Origin of the sequence: Mycobacterium tilburgii, assembly GCF_902168065.1 — a bacterium.
Taxonomy (GTDB): Bacteria; Actinomycetota; Actinomycetes; order Mycobacteriales; family Mycobacteriaceae; genus Mycobacterium; species Mycobacterium tilburgii.
Genome location: NZ_LR655745.1, coordinates 1 through 17,126, shown reverse-complemented (window position 1 = coordinate 17,126; position 17,126 = coordinate 1). Strand labels below are relative to the sequence as shown.

Sequence of the window (17,126 nt, the reverse complement as noted above, 5' to 3'; positions counted from 1 at the left end):
ACGCCACGAACCGCGATGCGCTCAACCCGGGTCGGTGCATGTAGCCGACGGCCACCCCGGCGCCGGCGGCGTACAGCTCGCCCACCACGCCGGGCGGGACCGGCTTCAGCCAACGGTCCAGGACGAATAAGGCCGCGCCGGGGACCGGCGAGCCGATCGGCACCACACCCGATCCCTCGACCAGGGGGGCACTGATCGCCACGCACACAGTGGTTTCGGTGGGGCCATAGCCGTTCACCATCACCCGGCCGGGCGCCCATTGGTCCATGACCTCGGGCGGGCAAGCCTCGCCGGCCACCACCAGTGCGGCCGTTTCCAGGCCTTCCGGCGAGAGCATCCCGGCCGCCGACGGCGTCTGGGTGAGCACGCTGACGTGCTCTTTGACCAGCAGGGCATGGAAGTCGTCCGGCGAGCGGGTCACCGTCTCCGGCACCACGACGAGTCGCCGGCCGCCGAGCAACGCCGCCCAGATCTCCCACACCGAGAAGTCGAAGGACAGCGAGTGACATTGCGACCACACACCGGTGCGGGGCAACCCGGCGTCGAAGCACGCAAACAGTTGGGTGACGTTGTGATGCGTGACGGCGACACTTTTGGGTGTGCCGGTGGTGCCGGACGTGTAGATGATGTGGGCGATGTTGTCCGGGTCGGGCGCCGGCAGGGCGGTGGCCGGCTGAGTCGCGATCCGCGGGTCGGCGACATCGATGACCACCAGGTCTTTGGCGTCCAGCCGCGACACCAGGTCGGCGGTCGTGATCGCGGCCGTCGGGCGTGCGTCGGCCAGCATGAAGTCGGTGCGCGCCGTCGGCAACGCCGGGTCGATCGGCAGATAGGCCGCGCCGGCCTTCAACACCGCCAGGATCGCGACGATCGCGTCGGCCGAGCGGGCGAACTGCAGGGCCACGCACTGTCCGGTGCCCACGCCCTCACTTGTGAGCAGATGCGCCAACCGGTTCGCGGCTTCGTCCAGCTCGCGGTAGGTGATGGAGCGGCCCTCGAAGGTCACCGCCACTGCGTCCGGCACGCTCTGCACACGTTGGGTGAACACAGCCGGAATCGACATCTTGGCCTTGGCCGGCTTGGTCAGGACCGCCCGGTTGCCGATCTCGTCGAGGCGCGCCGCGTCGGTGCTGTCCAGTGAGTCGATCGACCTCAGCGGCGCGAAGGGGTCCTCGACCATCGCCAACAGCACGGCCTGCAACCGCGCGGCCAGGTCGGCGACCGGGAAGTTCGCGAACGGTTGTCCGGGACCGGCGATGCTTAGGTGCAGCTGGTCGGCGGCGCCAAGGAAGAAGAAGCCGAAGTGGCCCACCGGGCCGTGGTTGGTGTATCCGGCGTGCGCCGGGGCGCCGGCCAGGTCCAGGGTCAGCCGTGACGGAATGAAGTTGACGCCGACGCGGCTGGCGTCCTGCCGGGCAACACCCTCACCTTCGAGCGTGTGCACCGGGAATCGCTGATGCTGCAACAGCTCCCGAATGCGAATGTCGACATGGGCGACGAAGTCGGCAACCGTGGCGTCCGGCGAGGTCGACAACACCAGGGGGACGACGCCAGCCAACATCGCGGGCAACGTCTTCGACTCGGCAGTTACCCGGCGGCTGACCGGGAAGTCGAGCACCACTTCGGACGCATTTCCTGACCAGCCGCGAACCAGCAGCGCGCACGCGGCGGTAATCGCCGCATAGCGGCGTACCCGCAACTGTTTCGTCAGCTGTTGCATTCGACCCACGACCGCCGGGTCCAACTGAACTGACGCCGACGTCAAATATGGGTCACGCTCGCCGGTCGCCTGGGGCAGCCGATAATGGAATACGCTTTCGGATGGCAGGTGTTCCTGCCAATAGGCCAGGTCATCCTGGTAGTCGGCGGATGCCTCGTAGCCCGACTCACAGTCGATCAGGTCTTGCAGGGAGCCGAAGTAAGGGTCGGGCACCGGTTGACCGGCCACCAGCGCGCAGTAGATGGTGGCGACCCGGCGGCTGACCAGCGCCATCCCCATGCCGTCGACCGCGATGTGGTGGCAGCATGCGAACAAATAGAATTCGGCATCCTGCGTCTGGAATAGCGCGAATTTGAATAGCGGACCCGAGAATGACATTGGCGTCCGCTGAATTAAGGACGCCATCTCTCGCGCTTTTCGGAGCGGATCATCCGCGCCTCTTAAATCGTGGAACTCCAGCTCTGTATCGTCGTAATCGACAGCCTTCTGCATAACGTGGCCATCGGCCTCGAAGAACGACGCACGGCCCGGCTCAGCCTCGGCGACCACCCGCCGGATGGCCTGCTCCAGCAAAACGCGGTCGACCGCACCTTCGATCCAGACCAGCAGTCCAAGCTGCCACTCGGTCCCCGCGAAACCGGTTTCCTGTGAGAGCCAGATGTCCAGCTGCCCCCGCGTCAGCGGATGCGCCCGCTCACCACGCTCCATGCGCGTCCCCCAAGGCTCCACCCGAGTCTGAGTACCCAGGCGGTTTACTTATCAAAACTCCGCCCCGCTGCCAGCCGGTCGCGCAGACTTTTCGGCCGAATGTCGGGCCAATTCTGCTCGATGTAGTCCAGGCACGCGGCCCTGTCTGCTTCACCGAAAACCACCCGCCATCCGGGCGGCACATCGGCGAAGGTCGGCCACAGGCTGTGTTGCTCCTCATCATTGACCAACACGAAAAAACTGCCATTATCATCGTCGAACGGATTCGTGCTCACCGTATCTCCAGGCGTTCTCTCGATGTAAGCGGGATCGTTCCAAACGATACTGGAGGCCAACAGGCTTGGTCGGGCGTTTGGACAAAGTTCCCGGTGTGATCTGTTAAGCACTCGTGACACCGCTTGGTAATTGGTTGCGGGGGCGCTACGTGCGGGCGTTGGCGCCTGGGAGTGCAGTAACCTGCAGCGACGGCACGGGCTGTCTGTTGCCTGACAAGGGTCCGGCACAACCGGCCGGGAAGACGAATGCGTTACGTCCAGGTTGCTCAATAGTTGCACGATCTGAACATGGCGGCGCTGGCCTCGGCGCGGAGCCCCACGCCCCCGGTGCCGCCCCCAGCCGGAGAACGCCGCAGCAACACCGCCCGGACCTCGCGGCGAATGACCGGGTCGGTCAAAGAGTAGGCCGATGTCGGATGGCAAATTTGCGGTACCGACAATCGTCGACTTGGTTAGCTGAAGCCCTCAGAACGCCGGCGGGTGAGCCGTTCGCGCAACTTCGAGGTAAGAATGTAATATGCGTCATTATTGTTCGGGACAATGATGCAGGCCACAGTTGCATCGCCGGGGACTTTCGGCACTTTGGATAACGTGCCGTTACGCACGGGGCATGAGTTACGATTCGATATCGGGTTACCAAAGCTCCGATATCGGAGCCATTGACATGGTTTACTCGTCAAGATCTGGTTGCACTCGCCGAACGCCGCTCGTTTGAGATGACCGCCGCAGGTCTGGCAGGGTGTGATCGCGGTTTTAGACACAGGTTCGAGCGGGTGACACAACGAGTCCAGGAATGGGTTGAAGGGGGCGCGGTGGTCGAACACGACGTTCGAGCCCTGTCCGACGTCGCCGCCGAAGGCAGCGCCGACGCTAGCGGGCCATCCGGTCGGTTCGGGCGGTTCGGCCGCCATCCTTCGCCCGAATCTCAACCACCCCAGGGCCCGCGCTCACGCCGCCGAAACATCGGAGCGGGCGCGCTGCGGCTTCTGGGCCGGCTGTGGATCCCCCTGCTCATCGTGGCAGTGCTAACCGCCGGCGGGTTCACCGTGTCACGGCTACACGGCATCTTCGGCTCCGAGAAGCGCCAGTCGTATGCCGACACCCGAATCAAGGACAGCAAGCCGTTCAATCCCAAGCACCTGAAGTACGAGGTCTTCGGTGCCCCGGGTACGGTTGCGGATATCAGTTACTTCGACGTCAACGCCGACCCGCAGCATGTCAATGGAGCCACCCTGCCGTGGTCGATGGATCTCTCCACTACATTGCCCTCTATCGTGGGAAACGTTGTCGCACAAGGCGATAGCGACACGATAGGCTGCCGCATCATCGTTGATGGCACCGTCAAGGCCGAGAAGGTCTCACACGAGGTGAATGCCTTCACGTACTGCGTGCTGACGGCTGCATGAGCGACGAGTATGTCGGGACAGAGCTACCCGCGCGACCACCACTTAATTGCGCGGGCGATCCACCGGTTTTCGGTCCTCATCATCTTGGGCTGGCTCGGCCTTACCGTCTTTGTAACAGTCGGCGTCCCTCCGCTCGAGGTGGTTGAGCAACAACATTCGGTGTCGCTGAATCCCATAGAGGCACCATCGTTTAAAGCAATGCAACGCCTTGGCCAAGACTTCAAAGAATCAAACTCCGGAGCCTTGGCAATGATTGTGCTGGAGGGCGACCGACCTCTCGGCCAGGACGATCACAAGTATTACGACGAGCTCGTGCGCCGGCTCGAGGCCGATACCAAGCATGTCCAGCACGTTCAGAATTTCTGGGGAGATCCGGTCACCGCGGCCGCAGCACAAAGTACCGATGGTAAGGCGGCGTACGTTCAGCTAAACCTCGGCGGCAGTCAGGGTGCGACCACCGGAGACGAATCGGTAGCTGCCATCCGGAGCATTGTGGCAGGACTACCTACGCCAAAGGGGCTAAAGGTATATGTAACCGGCCCCGCCGCAACGGTCGCGGACATGAACAAGGCGGGGCAGGAGACGGTCACCACGATCACGCTGGCCAGCCTCTCGGTGATCTTCATCATGCTACTGCTCGTCTACCGCTCGATCTTCACCGTCATTCTGCTGCTACTCATGGTCGGGCTCGAGTTGCAAATCGGCCGCGGAGTGGTGGCGTTCCTCGGCTATCACGAACTCATCGGACTTACGACGTTCGCGGTCAACCTACTAGTTGCGGCAGTCATTGCAACGGGAACCGACTACGGCATATTCTTCATCGGGCGATACCAGGAGGCCCGATTAGCGGGTGAAGATCGCGAAACCGCATTTTACACCACTTTTAGCAGCGTTGCCAAGGTGGTTTTGGCGTCCGGCCTGACGATCGCAGGCGCGGTACTCTGCTTGAGCTTCACCCGACTCCCTTATTTCCAGCCGCTCGGCATTCCCAACGCAGTGGGTATCGCCGTTGCAGTCCTCGTCGCCATCACACTTGGACCGGCGCTCATCGCGGCCGGAAGCCGTTTCGGTTTGTTCGAACCCAAACGCAAGATTCAGGTCCGCGGTTGGCGAAGAATCGGAACGACAATCGTCCGCTGGCCCGCCCCCATCCTCGTCGCCTCGACCGCCGTGGCGCTGGTTGGGCTTTTGACATTATCTGGATATAACCCGAGCTACGACGATCAGAAATTTATCCCGGAGGACATTCCGGCAATCATCGGCAATACAGCTGCTGCGCGACATTTTCCCGAATCGCGAATGATGATGCCCGAGATTCTCTTGATTGAGACCGATCATGACCTGCGCAATCCGACGGACATGCTGATGCTCAACCAGCTGGCCAAGGGCATCCTCGCGGTACCCGGCGTATCCACGGTGCAGAGCGTGACCCGACCCGAGGGAACTCCGTTGGCGCACACCAGCATCCCTTACATCATGAGCATGTCACAGTCGAACCAGCTGACGAACATGGCGTTCCAAAAAGACCGCATGGACGACATTATGAAGCAAGCCGAAGAATTATCGAAATTGATCGCCTCGCTGCAGCATATGTTAGCTGTGACGAAGGAACTTACCACAACTACCCATGACATGGTTATGCGGACCCACGTAATTCAAACCGTAACGGAAGAGTTACGGAATCACGTTGCCGACTTTGAGGATTTCTACAGGCCGGTTCGCAGCTATTTTTATTGGGAAAAGCATTGTTACGATATCCCGGTTTGTTTTGCTGTGCGATCCATTTTTGACGCACTTGATGGTGTCGATGAGGTCAACGACAAGTTCGCTGAATTGGTTATAGGCCTCGATAAGATGGATTTGATCTTGCCGCAAGTTTTGATTCAAATACCGCCATTGATTGAAACAATGCAAAGTATGCGAACGATAATGCTTACTATGCACAGCACCATGGAAGGCACCATCGGTCAGATGGAGATAAATGGAGGCCAGAATCCCAATGCCATGGGGCAGGCGTTCGATAGCTCCAAGAATGACGATACCTTCTATCTGCCGCCCGGGATCATTGAGACATCGGAGGCTTTTAAGCGTGTTATGAAAATCTTCCTGTCGCCCGACGGCAAAAACGCGCGAATGCTGATCTCGCAAAAAGGTGATCCGGCGGCCCCGGAAGGTCTCTCCCGTGTTGAGCCGATCAAGATCGCTGCCGAGGAAGCGCTGAAGGGCACGCCGCTGGAAGACTCCAAGATCTATCTCACCGGGACCGCGGCGGTGGTGAAGGACCTGGTCGATGGCGCCAAATACGACCTGTTGATCGCGGGCGTCGCCGCGCTCTGCCTGATCTTCATCATCATGCTGATTATGACCCGGAGCTTCATTGCGGCTCTTGTCATCGTGGGGACCGTGCTGCTTTCACTCGGCGCATCCTTCGGCATGTCGATCTTGGTGTGGCAATACCTGCTCGGTCTGCAAATCCACTGGACGGTGCTGTCGATGTCGGTGATCGTGCTGCTGGCGGTCGGATCCGACTACAACCTGCTCTTGGTGTCCCGGATGAGAGAAGAACTCCACGCCGGCATACACACCGGCATCGTCAGGGCAATGGCCGGTACGGGCAAAGTGGTGACAAATGCGGGTCTGGTTTTCGCGTTCACCATGGCCTCCATGGTGGTCAGCGACCTGCGCAGCATCGCTCAGCTGGGCACGACAATCGGCATGGGGTTGATTTTCGACACGCTCGTGGTCCGCGCGTTCATGACGCCGTCGGTCGCGGCGCTGCTCGGACGCTGGTTCTGGTGGCCGCAGAAAGTGCGCACCCGAACGGCAAGCCAAATGCTGCGGCCGTTGGGGTCCCGGCCGCTGGTCCGGTCACTGCTGCTGAAAGAGACGCGGTGAGGCTCGCATGACGACAGAACCCATCCGCGTGCAACAGTCTGAGCCCCCGGCCGAAAAGCTGGCGTTCGCCAGGGCACTGCGCAAGCTGTCAGTGCTCACCATCCTGGGCTGGGTGGCGCTCACGCTGCTGGTGACGTTCGCGGTTCCCACGCTGGAGCGAGTCGGGCGCGAGCATTCAGTCCCGCTGGCCCCTCAAGACGCGCCGGCGGTACAGGCGATGCTGCGCATGGGCAAGGTCTTCAAAGAATCCGACTCGGACAGCGTTGCCATGCTCGTCCTCGAGGGCCAACACGAACTCGGTGACAACGCGCACCGCTATTACGACAAGTTGGTTCGCGAGTTGCGGGCTGACACCAAACACGTTGAGCACGTTCAGGATTTATGGGGCGACCGGCTCACCGCCGCGGGCGCGCAAAGCGCCGAGGGCAAGGCCGTCTACGTCCAGCTGAACCTCGCCGGAAACCAGGGCACCACACTGGGCCAGGACTCGCTTGCCGCGGTCCGGGGAATTCTCGCGAAAAATCCTCCGCCCCCGGGGATCCAGGCTTACGCCACCGGTCCGTCCGCATTGTTTTCGGATATGCAGCAGGCTGGTGACAGATCCATCCTGAAGATGACCGCGGTGGGTGCGGTGATCATTTTTGTGGTGCTGCTCTTCGTGTACCGATCGATCATCACCGTGATCCTACTGCTGATCACTGTCGGGATCGAGGTACTCGCGGCTCGGGGAATCGTCGCGTTTCTCGGCGATCACAATATTGTCGCGCTGTCGACGTTTGCGGTAAACCTGCTGGTTGCGATCGCGATGGCGGCCGGGACCGACTATGGCATCTTCTTCTTCGGTCGATATCAGGAAGCGCGTCAAGCGGGCGAGGATCGAGAAACCGCCTTCTACACCACTTTTGAAAGTGTCGTACCGGTTGTCCTGGGTTCCGGTTTGACGATTGCCGGCGCCATGTTGTGCCTGAGTTTTACCCGGATGCCGATATTCCAGACCATGGGCGCGCCTTGCGCGTTGGGCATGGTCGTTTCGGTCGTGATCGCGTTGACGTTGGTACCGGCGGTCATCACGGTTGGAAGCAGATTTGGGTTGCTCGACCCGACCAGGGCCATCCGGTTCAGTCGGTGGCGCCGGATCGGGACAGCGATCGTGCGCTGGCCCGCGCCCATTCTCGTCGCGACGATCGCCGTGGCGCTGGTCGGTTTGGTGACGCTGCCTGGTTACCAGACGAGTTACAACAACCGCTTGTACATGCCGGACGATATTCCGGCGAACGTGGGCTACGCGGCCGCCGACCGGCATTTCCCGCAGGCCCGCATGCTGCCGGAAATCGTGATGATCGAGTCGGACCACGATATGCGCAATCCGGCTGACTTCATCGTCCTGCACCGGCTGGCACGGGGTATCTTCAAGATTCCCGGCATTGCGCGGGTTCAGGGCATCACCCGGCCCGAGGGCACGCCGATCGAACACACATCAATTCCTTTTCTGCTCAGCATGCAGAATGCTGCCCAAACGCAAAACATTAAATATCTCAAGGCACGCACAGATGACATGCTCCGGCAGGTCGCCATGATGGATATCCAGCTCGCTTCAATGAAGCGGGTCTACGAATTCCAGAAACAGCTGACCGCGCTGACCCATGAGTCAGTTATCAAAACTGACGAAATGACTAAAATATTACGCGAGTTGCGTGATCATTTCGCCGACTTTGAAGATTTCCTGAGACCTATCAGAAGCTACTTTTATTGGGAAAAGCACTGCTTTGACATTCCGGTTTGCTGGTCTTTCCGATCAATTTTCGGCCTGGTTGACGTAATCGATGAGTTAAGCGATAAGATTGGCGACCTTCTCGTTGATCTCCACAAGTTAGGTGCACTACTGCCCCAGCTACTTGAGCAATATCCACAAATCATCGCTTCGATGGAGTTTTTTAGAACGTCGACCCTTACAATACACAGTACCATGAATGGGATCATTAGTCAGGTAGACGTGGACAATAAGGATGCCACTACGATGGGGCAGGCGTTCGACGACTCCAAAAACGACGACTCATTCTATCTACCCCCGGATATTTTCAAAAATCCGGATTTCCAGAAAGCTATGACGCAATTTTTCTCCCCGGACGGTAGGGCAGCGCGGTTCATCATCTCCCACAAGGGGGATCCCGCATCGCCCAAAAGCGTGGACCGCGTCGACAAGATCCGAACGGCGGCCGAGGAGGCGCTCAAGACAACGCCCCTGGAAAACGCCAAGGTCTATGTCGCCGGGACCGCGTCGACGTTAAAGGATTTCAAGGACGGCTCTAAGTTCGACCTATTAATCGCGGGAATTGGCGCTCTCTGTTTGATCTTCACCATCATGCTCATTATCACCCGCAGCTTCGTAGCTGCTCTGGTGATCGTGGGTACCGTGGCACTGTCACTCGGCGCTTCGTTCGGTCTTTCAGTGCTGATTTGGCAGTACATACTGGGCATCAAGCTGTACTGGATGGTCCTGCCGATGTCGGTGATCGTGCTTTTGGCAGTAGGGTCGGACTACAACTTGCTGCTGGTTTCCCGGATGAAAGAGGAAATCGCTGCGGGTGTCAATACCGGCATTATTCGTGCCATGGGTGGGACCGGTAAAGTCGTGACGAACGCCGGTCTGGTGTTCGCGTTCACCATGGTTTCGATGGCGTCAAGTGACCTTCGGATCATCGGTCAAGTCGGAACGACAATCGGTCTCGGCTTGTTGTTCGACACTTTGGTCGTGCGCTCGTTCATGACCCCATCAATCGCCGCACTCCTGGGGCGGTGGTTCTGGTGGCCGCAGACCGTTCGCCCGCGCCCGGCAAGTCAAATGCTACGAACCGAAGGCCCGCGTCTGTTGGTCCGTAGCCTGCTAGGCGAACAGATTTCCAACGACGCTTTGACGGCCGAACTCCCGAAGCCCTCTGCACAGCGCAGTTCCTAAACCGTTACAATCAGGACTCGACTTCCATCGAACAATAAACGTACTCGCCATACCGCAAACATGCGGACTCGCTCCGTGAGATACTCGCTTTCGTGAGTTCACTGGCGATTGAGCTTGTCGGCCTCACAAAGACATTCGGCCGAGAAACATCCGCTCTACGCGGTGTCACTTTCTCGATCCCGGCTGGGACCGTATGCGGCTTGCTCGGTCACAATGGCGCCGGCAAAACGACCACGATCAACATCTTGTCCACGCTGATACGCCCTACGTCAGGCAGTGCCCTGGTCAACGGATATGACGTCGTGCGTCAGTCCGCCAAGGTCCGGTCAAGCATTGGTATGGCTGGGCAATTCGCCGCCATGGATCCGATGCTGACTGGCCGGGAGAACTTGGTCCTCTACGGCAGACTTCGCGGCTTACGGCGCCGCGAAGCAATGGCTCGCGCCGATGAGCTGATCGAACAGTTCGACCTCGTTGATGCCGCCGACCGGCAAGTATCCACCTACTCCGGAGGCATGTGGCGACGAGTTGATCTCGCCAGTGCGTTGACTGTGCTACCGCAAGTACTTTTCCTGGACGAGCCGACGACTGGACTCGACCCACGCAGTCGGCGCGCGGTATGGGCGCTCGTGAGCTCCCTGGCCCAAAAGGGCATTACTGTGTTGCTGACCACACAGTACCTCGAAGAGGCCGACGTGTTGAGCGACTCGATTGTTGTCATCGACCAGGGCCAGGTGATCGCCAGCGGCACCGCCGAGGACCTCAAGCGACGAGTGGGTGGAAGTTACTGCCAGGTGACACCGACGAATCCGGGCGATCTGCCACAAGTCACGGCAGCGCTAGCCGGGCTCGATGGAATCGAAACGGACTTGGACACAGGCTCGGTGTCGGTGGTCGCTCCTGATGGGCTGGGCACACTGGGTGAGGTTTTTCGTCGGATCGATGCGATCGGCGTCGAACTTAGCGATATCTCGCTACGCAAGCCCTCGCTTGACGAGGCATTCCTGCACCTTACTGACCGGACGACAGTGCAATCGTGAGCGCTCTGGTCGCGCTCACAGAGCGTTCCCTGAGATCTACCATCCGCGACGGAGGGATCGTCTACGAGATGGTTTCGCCGATTGTGTACTTGGCCGGCTTCAGCGTGGCGTTAGGTGGCTTAATCGACACGCAGCGGCAGACTTACGCACAATATTTGGTACCGGCGGTAGTCGTGCAGTCGGTAATCTTCGTCGCACTGTTTACCGGGGATCGCGCCGCACGCGACCGCCTGACCAAGCTGGGAGAACGATTAGCGACATTACCTATAGCCGCCATCGTGCCTGTCGGCGCTCGAATGATAGCCACACTTGTACGCGCCACGCTCGCGATAGCAGTGTCGATGGTCGCCGCGTATGCGTTCGGCTTTCGACTTACCGGCGGACCGGTCTACGCCCTGGCGTTTGTGGTCCTTGCGTTGCTTCTTTGCCTAGCCGTGGCACTTGGTGCAGACGCGTTAGGATCAGCCGCAACCAGTTTGCAGGCTGTCAGCCAATTGTTGTTCGTCCCGCAGCTGCTGCTGTTTATGCTGTCGACCGGAATCGCTCCCGAAAACATTTTCCCTTGTTGGTTACGTCCGTACGTACGTAACCAACCTGTGTCACAGGTGTGTGAATCCCTCCGTGGTCTAGGCGCTGGGCACGTAGCTATGACCCACTTGATACCCGGCGTTGCCTGGTCTGCGGGCATGGTGGTCGTCTTCGGTGCGATCACGCTGCGAGTGCAGAGGCGAAGCTAGTGAAACAGCAGGTTGGGTCACAGGGAGCATTGCTTACCCAGAGCTGGATACAAGCTAGCCGACTCCTAATTCGTTGGAGACGCGATCGAGCCGTGCTGCTCGGGTCGCTTGCCTTTCCAATATGTCTCATGCTCATCTATCAGATAGTCCTGGGTGAGCGCGTGCGCAAGGTCACCGGAATCGACAGCGTCTACGGCTTGGCCCCGCTCTGCGCCCAGATGTCCGCATTGTTCGGCACTCTAGGCGCCGCCGTCGATCTATCTTTAGAGCGTGAGTTGGGACTGCTCAGCCGGATGTGGGTGTTGCCGGTACATCGAGCGAGTGCGCTAGCTGGGCGAATGGCCGCCGACGCGGCACGCGCACTCGTTGCGACGACCCTCGTCACTGCCGTTGGGGTGGCAATGGGCCTGCGGTTTACACACGGCTGGTATACAGTCCTGTTCTATATCCTGATCCCGTCGGTTGCGGTAGTAGGATTCACAGCATTCGTTATGGCGCTGGCAATCAGTACGAATGGCAGGACCGTGATGGTTTGGTTGGTTGGTGCGACCATCTCACTAGCTTTCCTTAACCCCGGCACCACTCCGATCGCTCTCTATCCGGATTGGCTTCAGCCATTCGTCCGCGTTCAACCAGTGTCTCCCCCCATCGAGACGATGTGGGCGCTGGCCCATGGCGGCCCCTTCCTAGGGCCATTGGCCATCACCCTCCTCTGGACAGTCGGGTTGCTCGCGGTGTTCGTGCCAATCGCCGCACGTGGCTACCGGATCGCTGCCGAGCGCACAACGTGAGACCTGTTTCAGCGCCTTCCACGAGCTCCCACACTAACACAAAGCCGTTGTCTGAGTCCCGAGAACAGTCTTCCCCTCATCGTTTTGCGACCCCCGTAAGCGACCATTGGCACCGCCTGTGCCGCATGGACCATTGCGCTCTAAATCGAGACGAGCAAGCTGTGGATGAGACAACGGCAGCCGACTTTTGCTTGTCGCGTGCTTGGATGTTAGGTATATCTCTTGATAATTCATTCGGGCAAATAGCGAGACATCGAGCAAACAACCGGACACCAACCCAATCAATTTTGCTCACGAAAAAAAATTCCGTCAGCCTGCAGCATCCGACCATCGCGAGGATCAATAAAACCAGGTAGAAGACCGGTCAAGGTGAAGCCCATCGAATAAACTAAATCGAGTGCTTCACGTATAAGCATCCCCCCTTCGTACAACGGGAGGAACGACAATTCTATCTGCAGTCCGATTATATGGTCGTTAATTACCGATGTGCCTCCCGCGATTACCTGCTTCTCGAATCCCTGAACGTCGATCTTTAGGAATGCCAGGTCACCTGAACGTAGAAATTTTGACGCCACGGAATCAAGTCTACGCATCGATACCTCCTCGGTGCCGACGTAGTTAGCTGGCGGAAAAGCATCTTGATGACTCTTCAGCATCGGTAAGATCGAACTGCTTGCGCCGGCGTTGCCCGCCACATTTATTGAGATCGTGCCGTCACTATCGCCTAGTGCGTATCGGTGGCAATCCCAAAGTCGATCCTTCGATGCATTACGTTGCAGCTTTGAAAACGCCCACGATATCGGTTCAAACGAAACGATGCGACCTTTATAGGCTGCCTTGCGAAGTTCGGAAGCATACTGTCCCGAGTTGGCGCCTATGTCGAAGACGATATCTACTTGACGAGACTCGAGTTGCTTTACAAACTGACGCTTCAAACCACCCTCGGAGTAGGGAAAAGACACTTCGAAGGTGGTGCCACGTGCGATCAACCCGCCAGGGCGGAAGAGTGCCACCCTGTTACATTAACACTCGGGCGTGGACTAGGAATGGCTGACTCGAGCAGACGCAAAATCCCGACTAGAGGCGCGTCTGCGGCATCCTCGGGTTGACCAGAGCTGACGATCGGTGCACCCGTAAGTGATCACGAGCGCCGTGCGACTCAAACTAGCGCCTCACCGCATCGGCATTCGCACGATACCATGCCACGGTCGCCTCAATGCCATCCCGAAGTGAGATTTCCGGAATCCATCCTGTTTCACGCAGGACCGAAACATCCAAGAGTTTGCGAGGCGTACCGTCCGGCTTGCCTGGATCCCAACGTGTTTCACCGGTATAGCCCACCGCTGTTGCGACCATTTCCGCGATCTCTCTGATCGTGTGGTCGGTACCGGTCCCCACGTTTACGTGTTGCGGACCGTCGAAGTGTCCGAGAAGATGCAGGCACGCCTTCGCCAAATCATCAACGTGCAATAGCTCGCGCCGCGGCTTCCCGGTTCCCCAATTTGTCACCACCCGAGCGCCACTCGATTTGGCCTCGTCGTACCTGCGGATCAGTGCCGGTAGCAGATGCGAGGTCGAGGCAGAAAAGTTGTCTCCTGGCCCATACAAATTGGTTGGCATCGCTGAAATCCAGGCTAGGCCGTATTGACGCCTGACCGCCTGAACCTGAAGGATGCCGGCAATCTTAGCAATCGCATATGCGTCATTGGTAGGTTCCAAGGCTCCGGTCAGTAAAGACCGTTCCCGAATCGGTTGTGTAGCGAACTTCGGATATATGCATGACGAGCCGAGAAACAGCAACCGCGGAACCCTTGCCGACACGGCTGCATCGAGTAGATTGACCTGAATCTGCAGATTCTCGGACAGAAAATCGGCGGGAGAAGTGTCATTAGCCAGGATGCCGCCAACGCGCGCAGCAGCATCGATAATGACTTCAGGCTTCGAGTCCATGACGAAGTCGAAGGTTGCTGCTCGGTTAGTCAGATCCAGCTGATCGTGAGACCGCACAAGCAGATCAGTGAATCCCTCGGCTTGGAATCGCCGCAGCAGTGCAGAGCCGACGAGACCGCGGTGCCCTGCGATATAAACCGGACTCCCTCGATCAAGAGCACCAAATGATGTGCCCATTTTCTGTTCAGCTCCAGCCCGGAAATGAAGGCTCGTCGATCCAGGGCGTGCCATCGCACTCAAGGGCAGCAACATCGGCGTCGACCATAATCCGTGCCAGCTCTCCAGTGTGCACGGATGCCTTCCAACCGAGTGATTGGGTGGCTTTCGTTGCGTCGCCGATCAGGGCATCCACTTCGGTCGGACGTAGGTAGCGATCATCAAACTTCACATACCTTTGCCAGTCGAGTCCGGCATGCTCGAACGCGGTCTGTGCAAATTCGCGAACTGTGTAACCGCGACCGGTCGCGAGAACGAAGTCGTCCGGGTCAGGAGTTTGCAGCATCCTCCACATCCCCTCGACGTACTCGGGCGCATAGCCCCAGTCACGTACTGCATCGAGGTTCCCCAAGTAGACATCCGGCTGGACGCCCGCTTTGATGCGCGCAACGGCACGGGCGATCTTACGGGTCACGAATGTCTCACCGCGCCTTGGGGATTCGTGATTAAACAAGATCCCGTTTACCGCGAATAGGCCATACGCCTCTCGATAGTTGCGCGTCGCCCAGTACGAATAAACCTTTGCCACGCCGTACGGTGAACGCGGGTAGAACGGGGTGTTCTCGTGTTGCGGCGGCGGCGAGGCCCCGAACATTTCTGATGACGAGGCCTGATAGAAGCGGCAGTCCACCTTCGAGAGTCGAACGGCCTCTAGTAGCCGGAGCGACCCCATGCCCGTGGTATCACCTGTGTACACCGGCTCGTCAAAGCTGACTCGCACGTGCGACTGGGCAGCCAGGTTGTACACCTCGTCGGGAGCGATGGTCCTAAGCAGGTTCACCAAACGTGTCCCATCGGTGAGATCACCGTAATGTAGGAACAACCGCGCATCTGGTTGATGCGGATCGACGTAGAGGTGATCAATCCGCGACGTATTGAAGGTCGACGCCCTACGGATAAGCCCGTGCACCTCGTATCCCTTGCGTAACAGCAGCTCGGCCAGATACGAACCGTCCTGGCCGGTGATTCCGGTAATAAGCGCTCGCTTCACTGGCTTCCTGCTTCTCTGTACCGGTCATCGTCACCACGCCCCTGGCAGCCCATCGTCGCGGGCGTTGCACCCCGCGTTGTGTCCACCGCTAGCCATTGCCGCTTCATGGTAGATGGCGAGGGCGTTTCCAGGTCGCCGATCGCCACACATCTGCACGACACATCCTCCAGATCACTTCTCGCCCTGAGCATAGATGGATTCAAAGTCCCTTTCCAGCAAGTCTATTGCTGGATCAAATTCGCGCAACTGGACATTCGAGAAACCCGCATACTTTAAGATGAAGACAAGATTTTCCTCATCGAACATGTATTTATGTTCGCCGTTCATATAGGCCATATAATTAACATAGTCAATGCGCGTAGTATTATTGTACGCTGGTGCGTAACCGAAGAAAGTCGAGTCCATCGACTCACCCTTTACATAAGCCTCAAGATAGATCCTTGCGTTGGGGACGCAGATCGAGAATTCGCCACCCGGAATGAGGACTCTTTTGCATTCCTGAAGGAACTGTTGAATCTCGGGAAACGATAGATGCTCAAAAAAATGAGAAGAGTAGATGCGGCTGATTCGTTTATCCGGAAATGGGATCCCCTTTCTCAGATCCCAATAGAGATCGCTCTGGGATGTAAGGTCTATTGTGAGCCATTCACCCACGCCCTTTTTCTGGCCCGCGCCTAATTCAATGGAAATTTCGCTCCGCTGTTTCAGTAGACGCCGAATCTTCTGCTTCGTGAATTGATATCTCACTGCAGTCGCGACAGTCGTCATGGCCAGCATGAGATCGCCAGTCAATCTATGCATTTCAAGAATAATTCCGCCACCCTCCCGTCTCACAGTCGGCTATCAATCATATCAAGCTTTTACCTTTCTCCTACAGGAAACAATATTGACGCTAGACGCCCATCCAAATTCCGCAACAGAGCACGTGGATACCTAAAACGCTAGTTTCCGTCTTACCCTCAATCCAGAACCTCGCATGATACCCAAACGGCGCGGCACCCGGTGCATGTTCGCTGCCGATGAACGGCATCGGAGATACGTGTCGGAACACGCGTCGTTACTCCAGGCGCACGTCATTTTTCAACGCTGACGGCGGTTCTACACCACCAGACTTCTGCACCAACTCGACCAGCGACTCTCGGTCATTCCAAGCCCGTGCCTCACATCGTGCTACTAGTTTGCCCAACGTGTTGCAACGACTCGCGATCGGGATCTGTCAAGCGACAACGCACCGAGCTGTGACCCAGCCCGCCGGGTCTGCTGCACGAGTAGGTGACAGTTTCGGTTACGCGGTCTGGCTGGTTGGTGTGGTCATGATTGCTTCGAACTCGACGGGGGTCAACCGGCCCAGACCGACCTGTCGGCGTCGGCGGTGGTAGGTGCGTTCGACCTAGGTGACGATGGCGATGCGTAGCTGCTCGCGGGTGTTCCAGCGGCGGCG

Annotated in this window: 12 protein-coding genes and 1 pseudogene; 6 read left to right on the top strand and 7 right to left on the bottom strand. The window is 58.5% G+C overall.

Annotated features, from left to right (window positions below; translation table 11 throughout):
* Both FQ389_RS16055 and FQ389_RS16050 read right to left on the bottom strand, forming a co-directional pair.
* Window positions 1-2,428 (bottom strand): non-ribosomal peptide synthetase (locus FQ389_RS16055; RefSeq protein ID WP_144209463.1); only part of this gene is annotated, 2,428 nt, incomplete at its 3' end.
* Between the two features lie 44 nt (window positions 2,429-2,472).
* The gene (locus FQ389_RS16050; RefSeq protein WP_069399532.1) at window positions 2,473-2,703 is read right to left on the bottom strand and encodes an MbtH family protein; all 231 of its coding nucleotides are present in this window, start codon (window positions 2,701-2,703) and stop codon (window positions 2,473-2,475) included.
* 986 nt (window positions 2,704-3,689) lie between these two features.
* Here FQ389_RS16050 and FQ389_RS16045 point away from each other — a divergent pair.
* The 6 genes from FQ389_RS16045 to FQ389_RS16020 all read left to right on the top strand — a co-directional run bounded on the left by FQ389_RS16045 (window position 3,690) and on the right by FQ389_RS16020 (window position 12,528).
* Entirely contained in the window at window positions 3,690-4,109 is a 420-nt protein-coding gene (locus tag FQ389_RS16045; protein WP_144209469.1) for an MmpS family protein, read from the top strand.
* Window positions 4,110-4,118: 9 nt separating this feature from the next.
* Complete coding sequence (locus FQ389_RS16040; protein ID WP_144209459.1) at window positions 4,119-7,004, top strand: MMPL/RND family transporter; 2,886 nt, start codon at window positions 4,119-4,121, stop codon at window positions 7,002-7,004.
* A 7-nt stretch (window positions 7,005-7,011) separates the two neighbouring features.
* Complete coding sequence (locus FQ389_RS16035; RefSeq protein WP_144209456.1) at window positions 7,012-9,960, top strand: MMPL/RND family transporter; 2,949 nt, start codon at window positions 7,012-7,014, stop codon at window positions 9,958-9,960.
* Between the two features lie 92 nt (window positions 9,961-10,052).
* Window positions 10,053-11,000, top strand: a complete 948-nt coding sequence (locus FQ389_RS16030) for an ATP-binding cassette domain-containing protein (RefSeq protein WP_144209453.1) — start codon at window positions 10,053-10,055, stop codon at window positions 10,998-11,000.
* Window positions 10,997-11,737 carry an ABC transporter permease gene (locus FQ389_RS16025; RefSeq protein WP_144209450.1) on the top strand — a complete coding sequence of 247 codons (741 nt, stop codon included), beginning with the start codon at window positions 10,997-10,999 and terminating at the stop codon, window positions 11,735-11,737. The genes FQ389_RS16030 and FQ389_RS16025 overlap by 4 nt, the downstream gene beginning before the upstream one ends.
* On the top strand, window positions 11,737-12,528 hold the full coding sequence (locus FQ389_RS16020) for an ABC transporter permease (protein ID WP_144209447.1): 792 nt from the start codon (window positions 11,737-11,739) through the stop codon (window positions 12,526-12,528). The genes FQ389_RS16025 and FQ389_RS16020 overlap by 1 nt, the downstream gene beginning before the upstream one ends.
* 281 nt (window positions 12,529-12,809) lie before the next feature.
* On the opposite strand, the gene FQ389_RS16015 is transcribed toward FQ389_RS16020, so the two are convergent.
* The 5 genes and pseudogenes from FQ389_RS16015 to FQ389_RS20860 form a co-directional block, all read right to left on the bottom strand.
* Window positions 12,810-13,541, bottom strand: a complete 732-nt coding sequence (locus FQ389_RS16015) for an FkbM family methyltransferase (RefSeq protein WP_144209444.1) — start codon at window positions 13,539-13,541, stop codon at window positions 12,810-12,812.
* 151 nt (window positions 13,542-13,692) lie between these two features.
* Window positions 13,693-14,655, bottom strand: a complete 963-nt coding sequence (locus FQ389_RS16010; RefSeq protein WP_144209466.1) for a GDP-L-fucose synthase family protein — start codon at window positions 14,653-14,655, stop codon at window positions 13,693-13,695.
* A 7-nt stretch (window positions 14,656-14,662) separates the two neighbouring features.
* The gene (gene gmd, locus FQ389_RS16005) at window positions 14,663-15,685 is read right to left on the bottom strand and encodes a GDP-mannose 4,6-dehydratase (protein WP_144209441.1); all 1,023 of its coding nucleotides are present in this window, start codon (window positions 15,683-15,685) and stop codon (window positions 14,663-14,665) included.
* A 171-nt stretch (window positions 15,686-15,856) separates the two neighbouring features.
* Window positions 15,857-16,519, bottom strand: coding sequence for a class I SAM-dependent methyltransferase (locus tag FQ389_RS16000; protein WP_144209438.1), 663 nt, complete (start codon window positions 16,517-16,519; stop codon window positions 15,857-15,859).
* Window positions 16,520-16,970: 451 nt separating this feature from the next.
* Window positions 16,971-17,126 (bottom strand): annotated as a pseudogene (locus FQ389_RS20860) (IS3 family transposase); the annotation flags it as partial.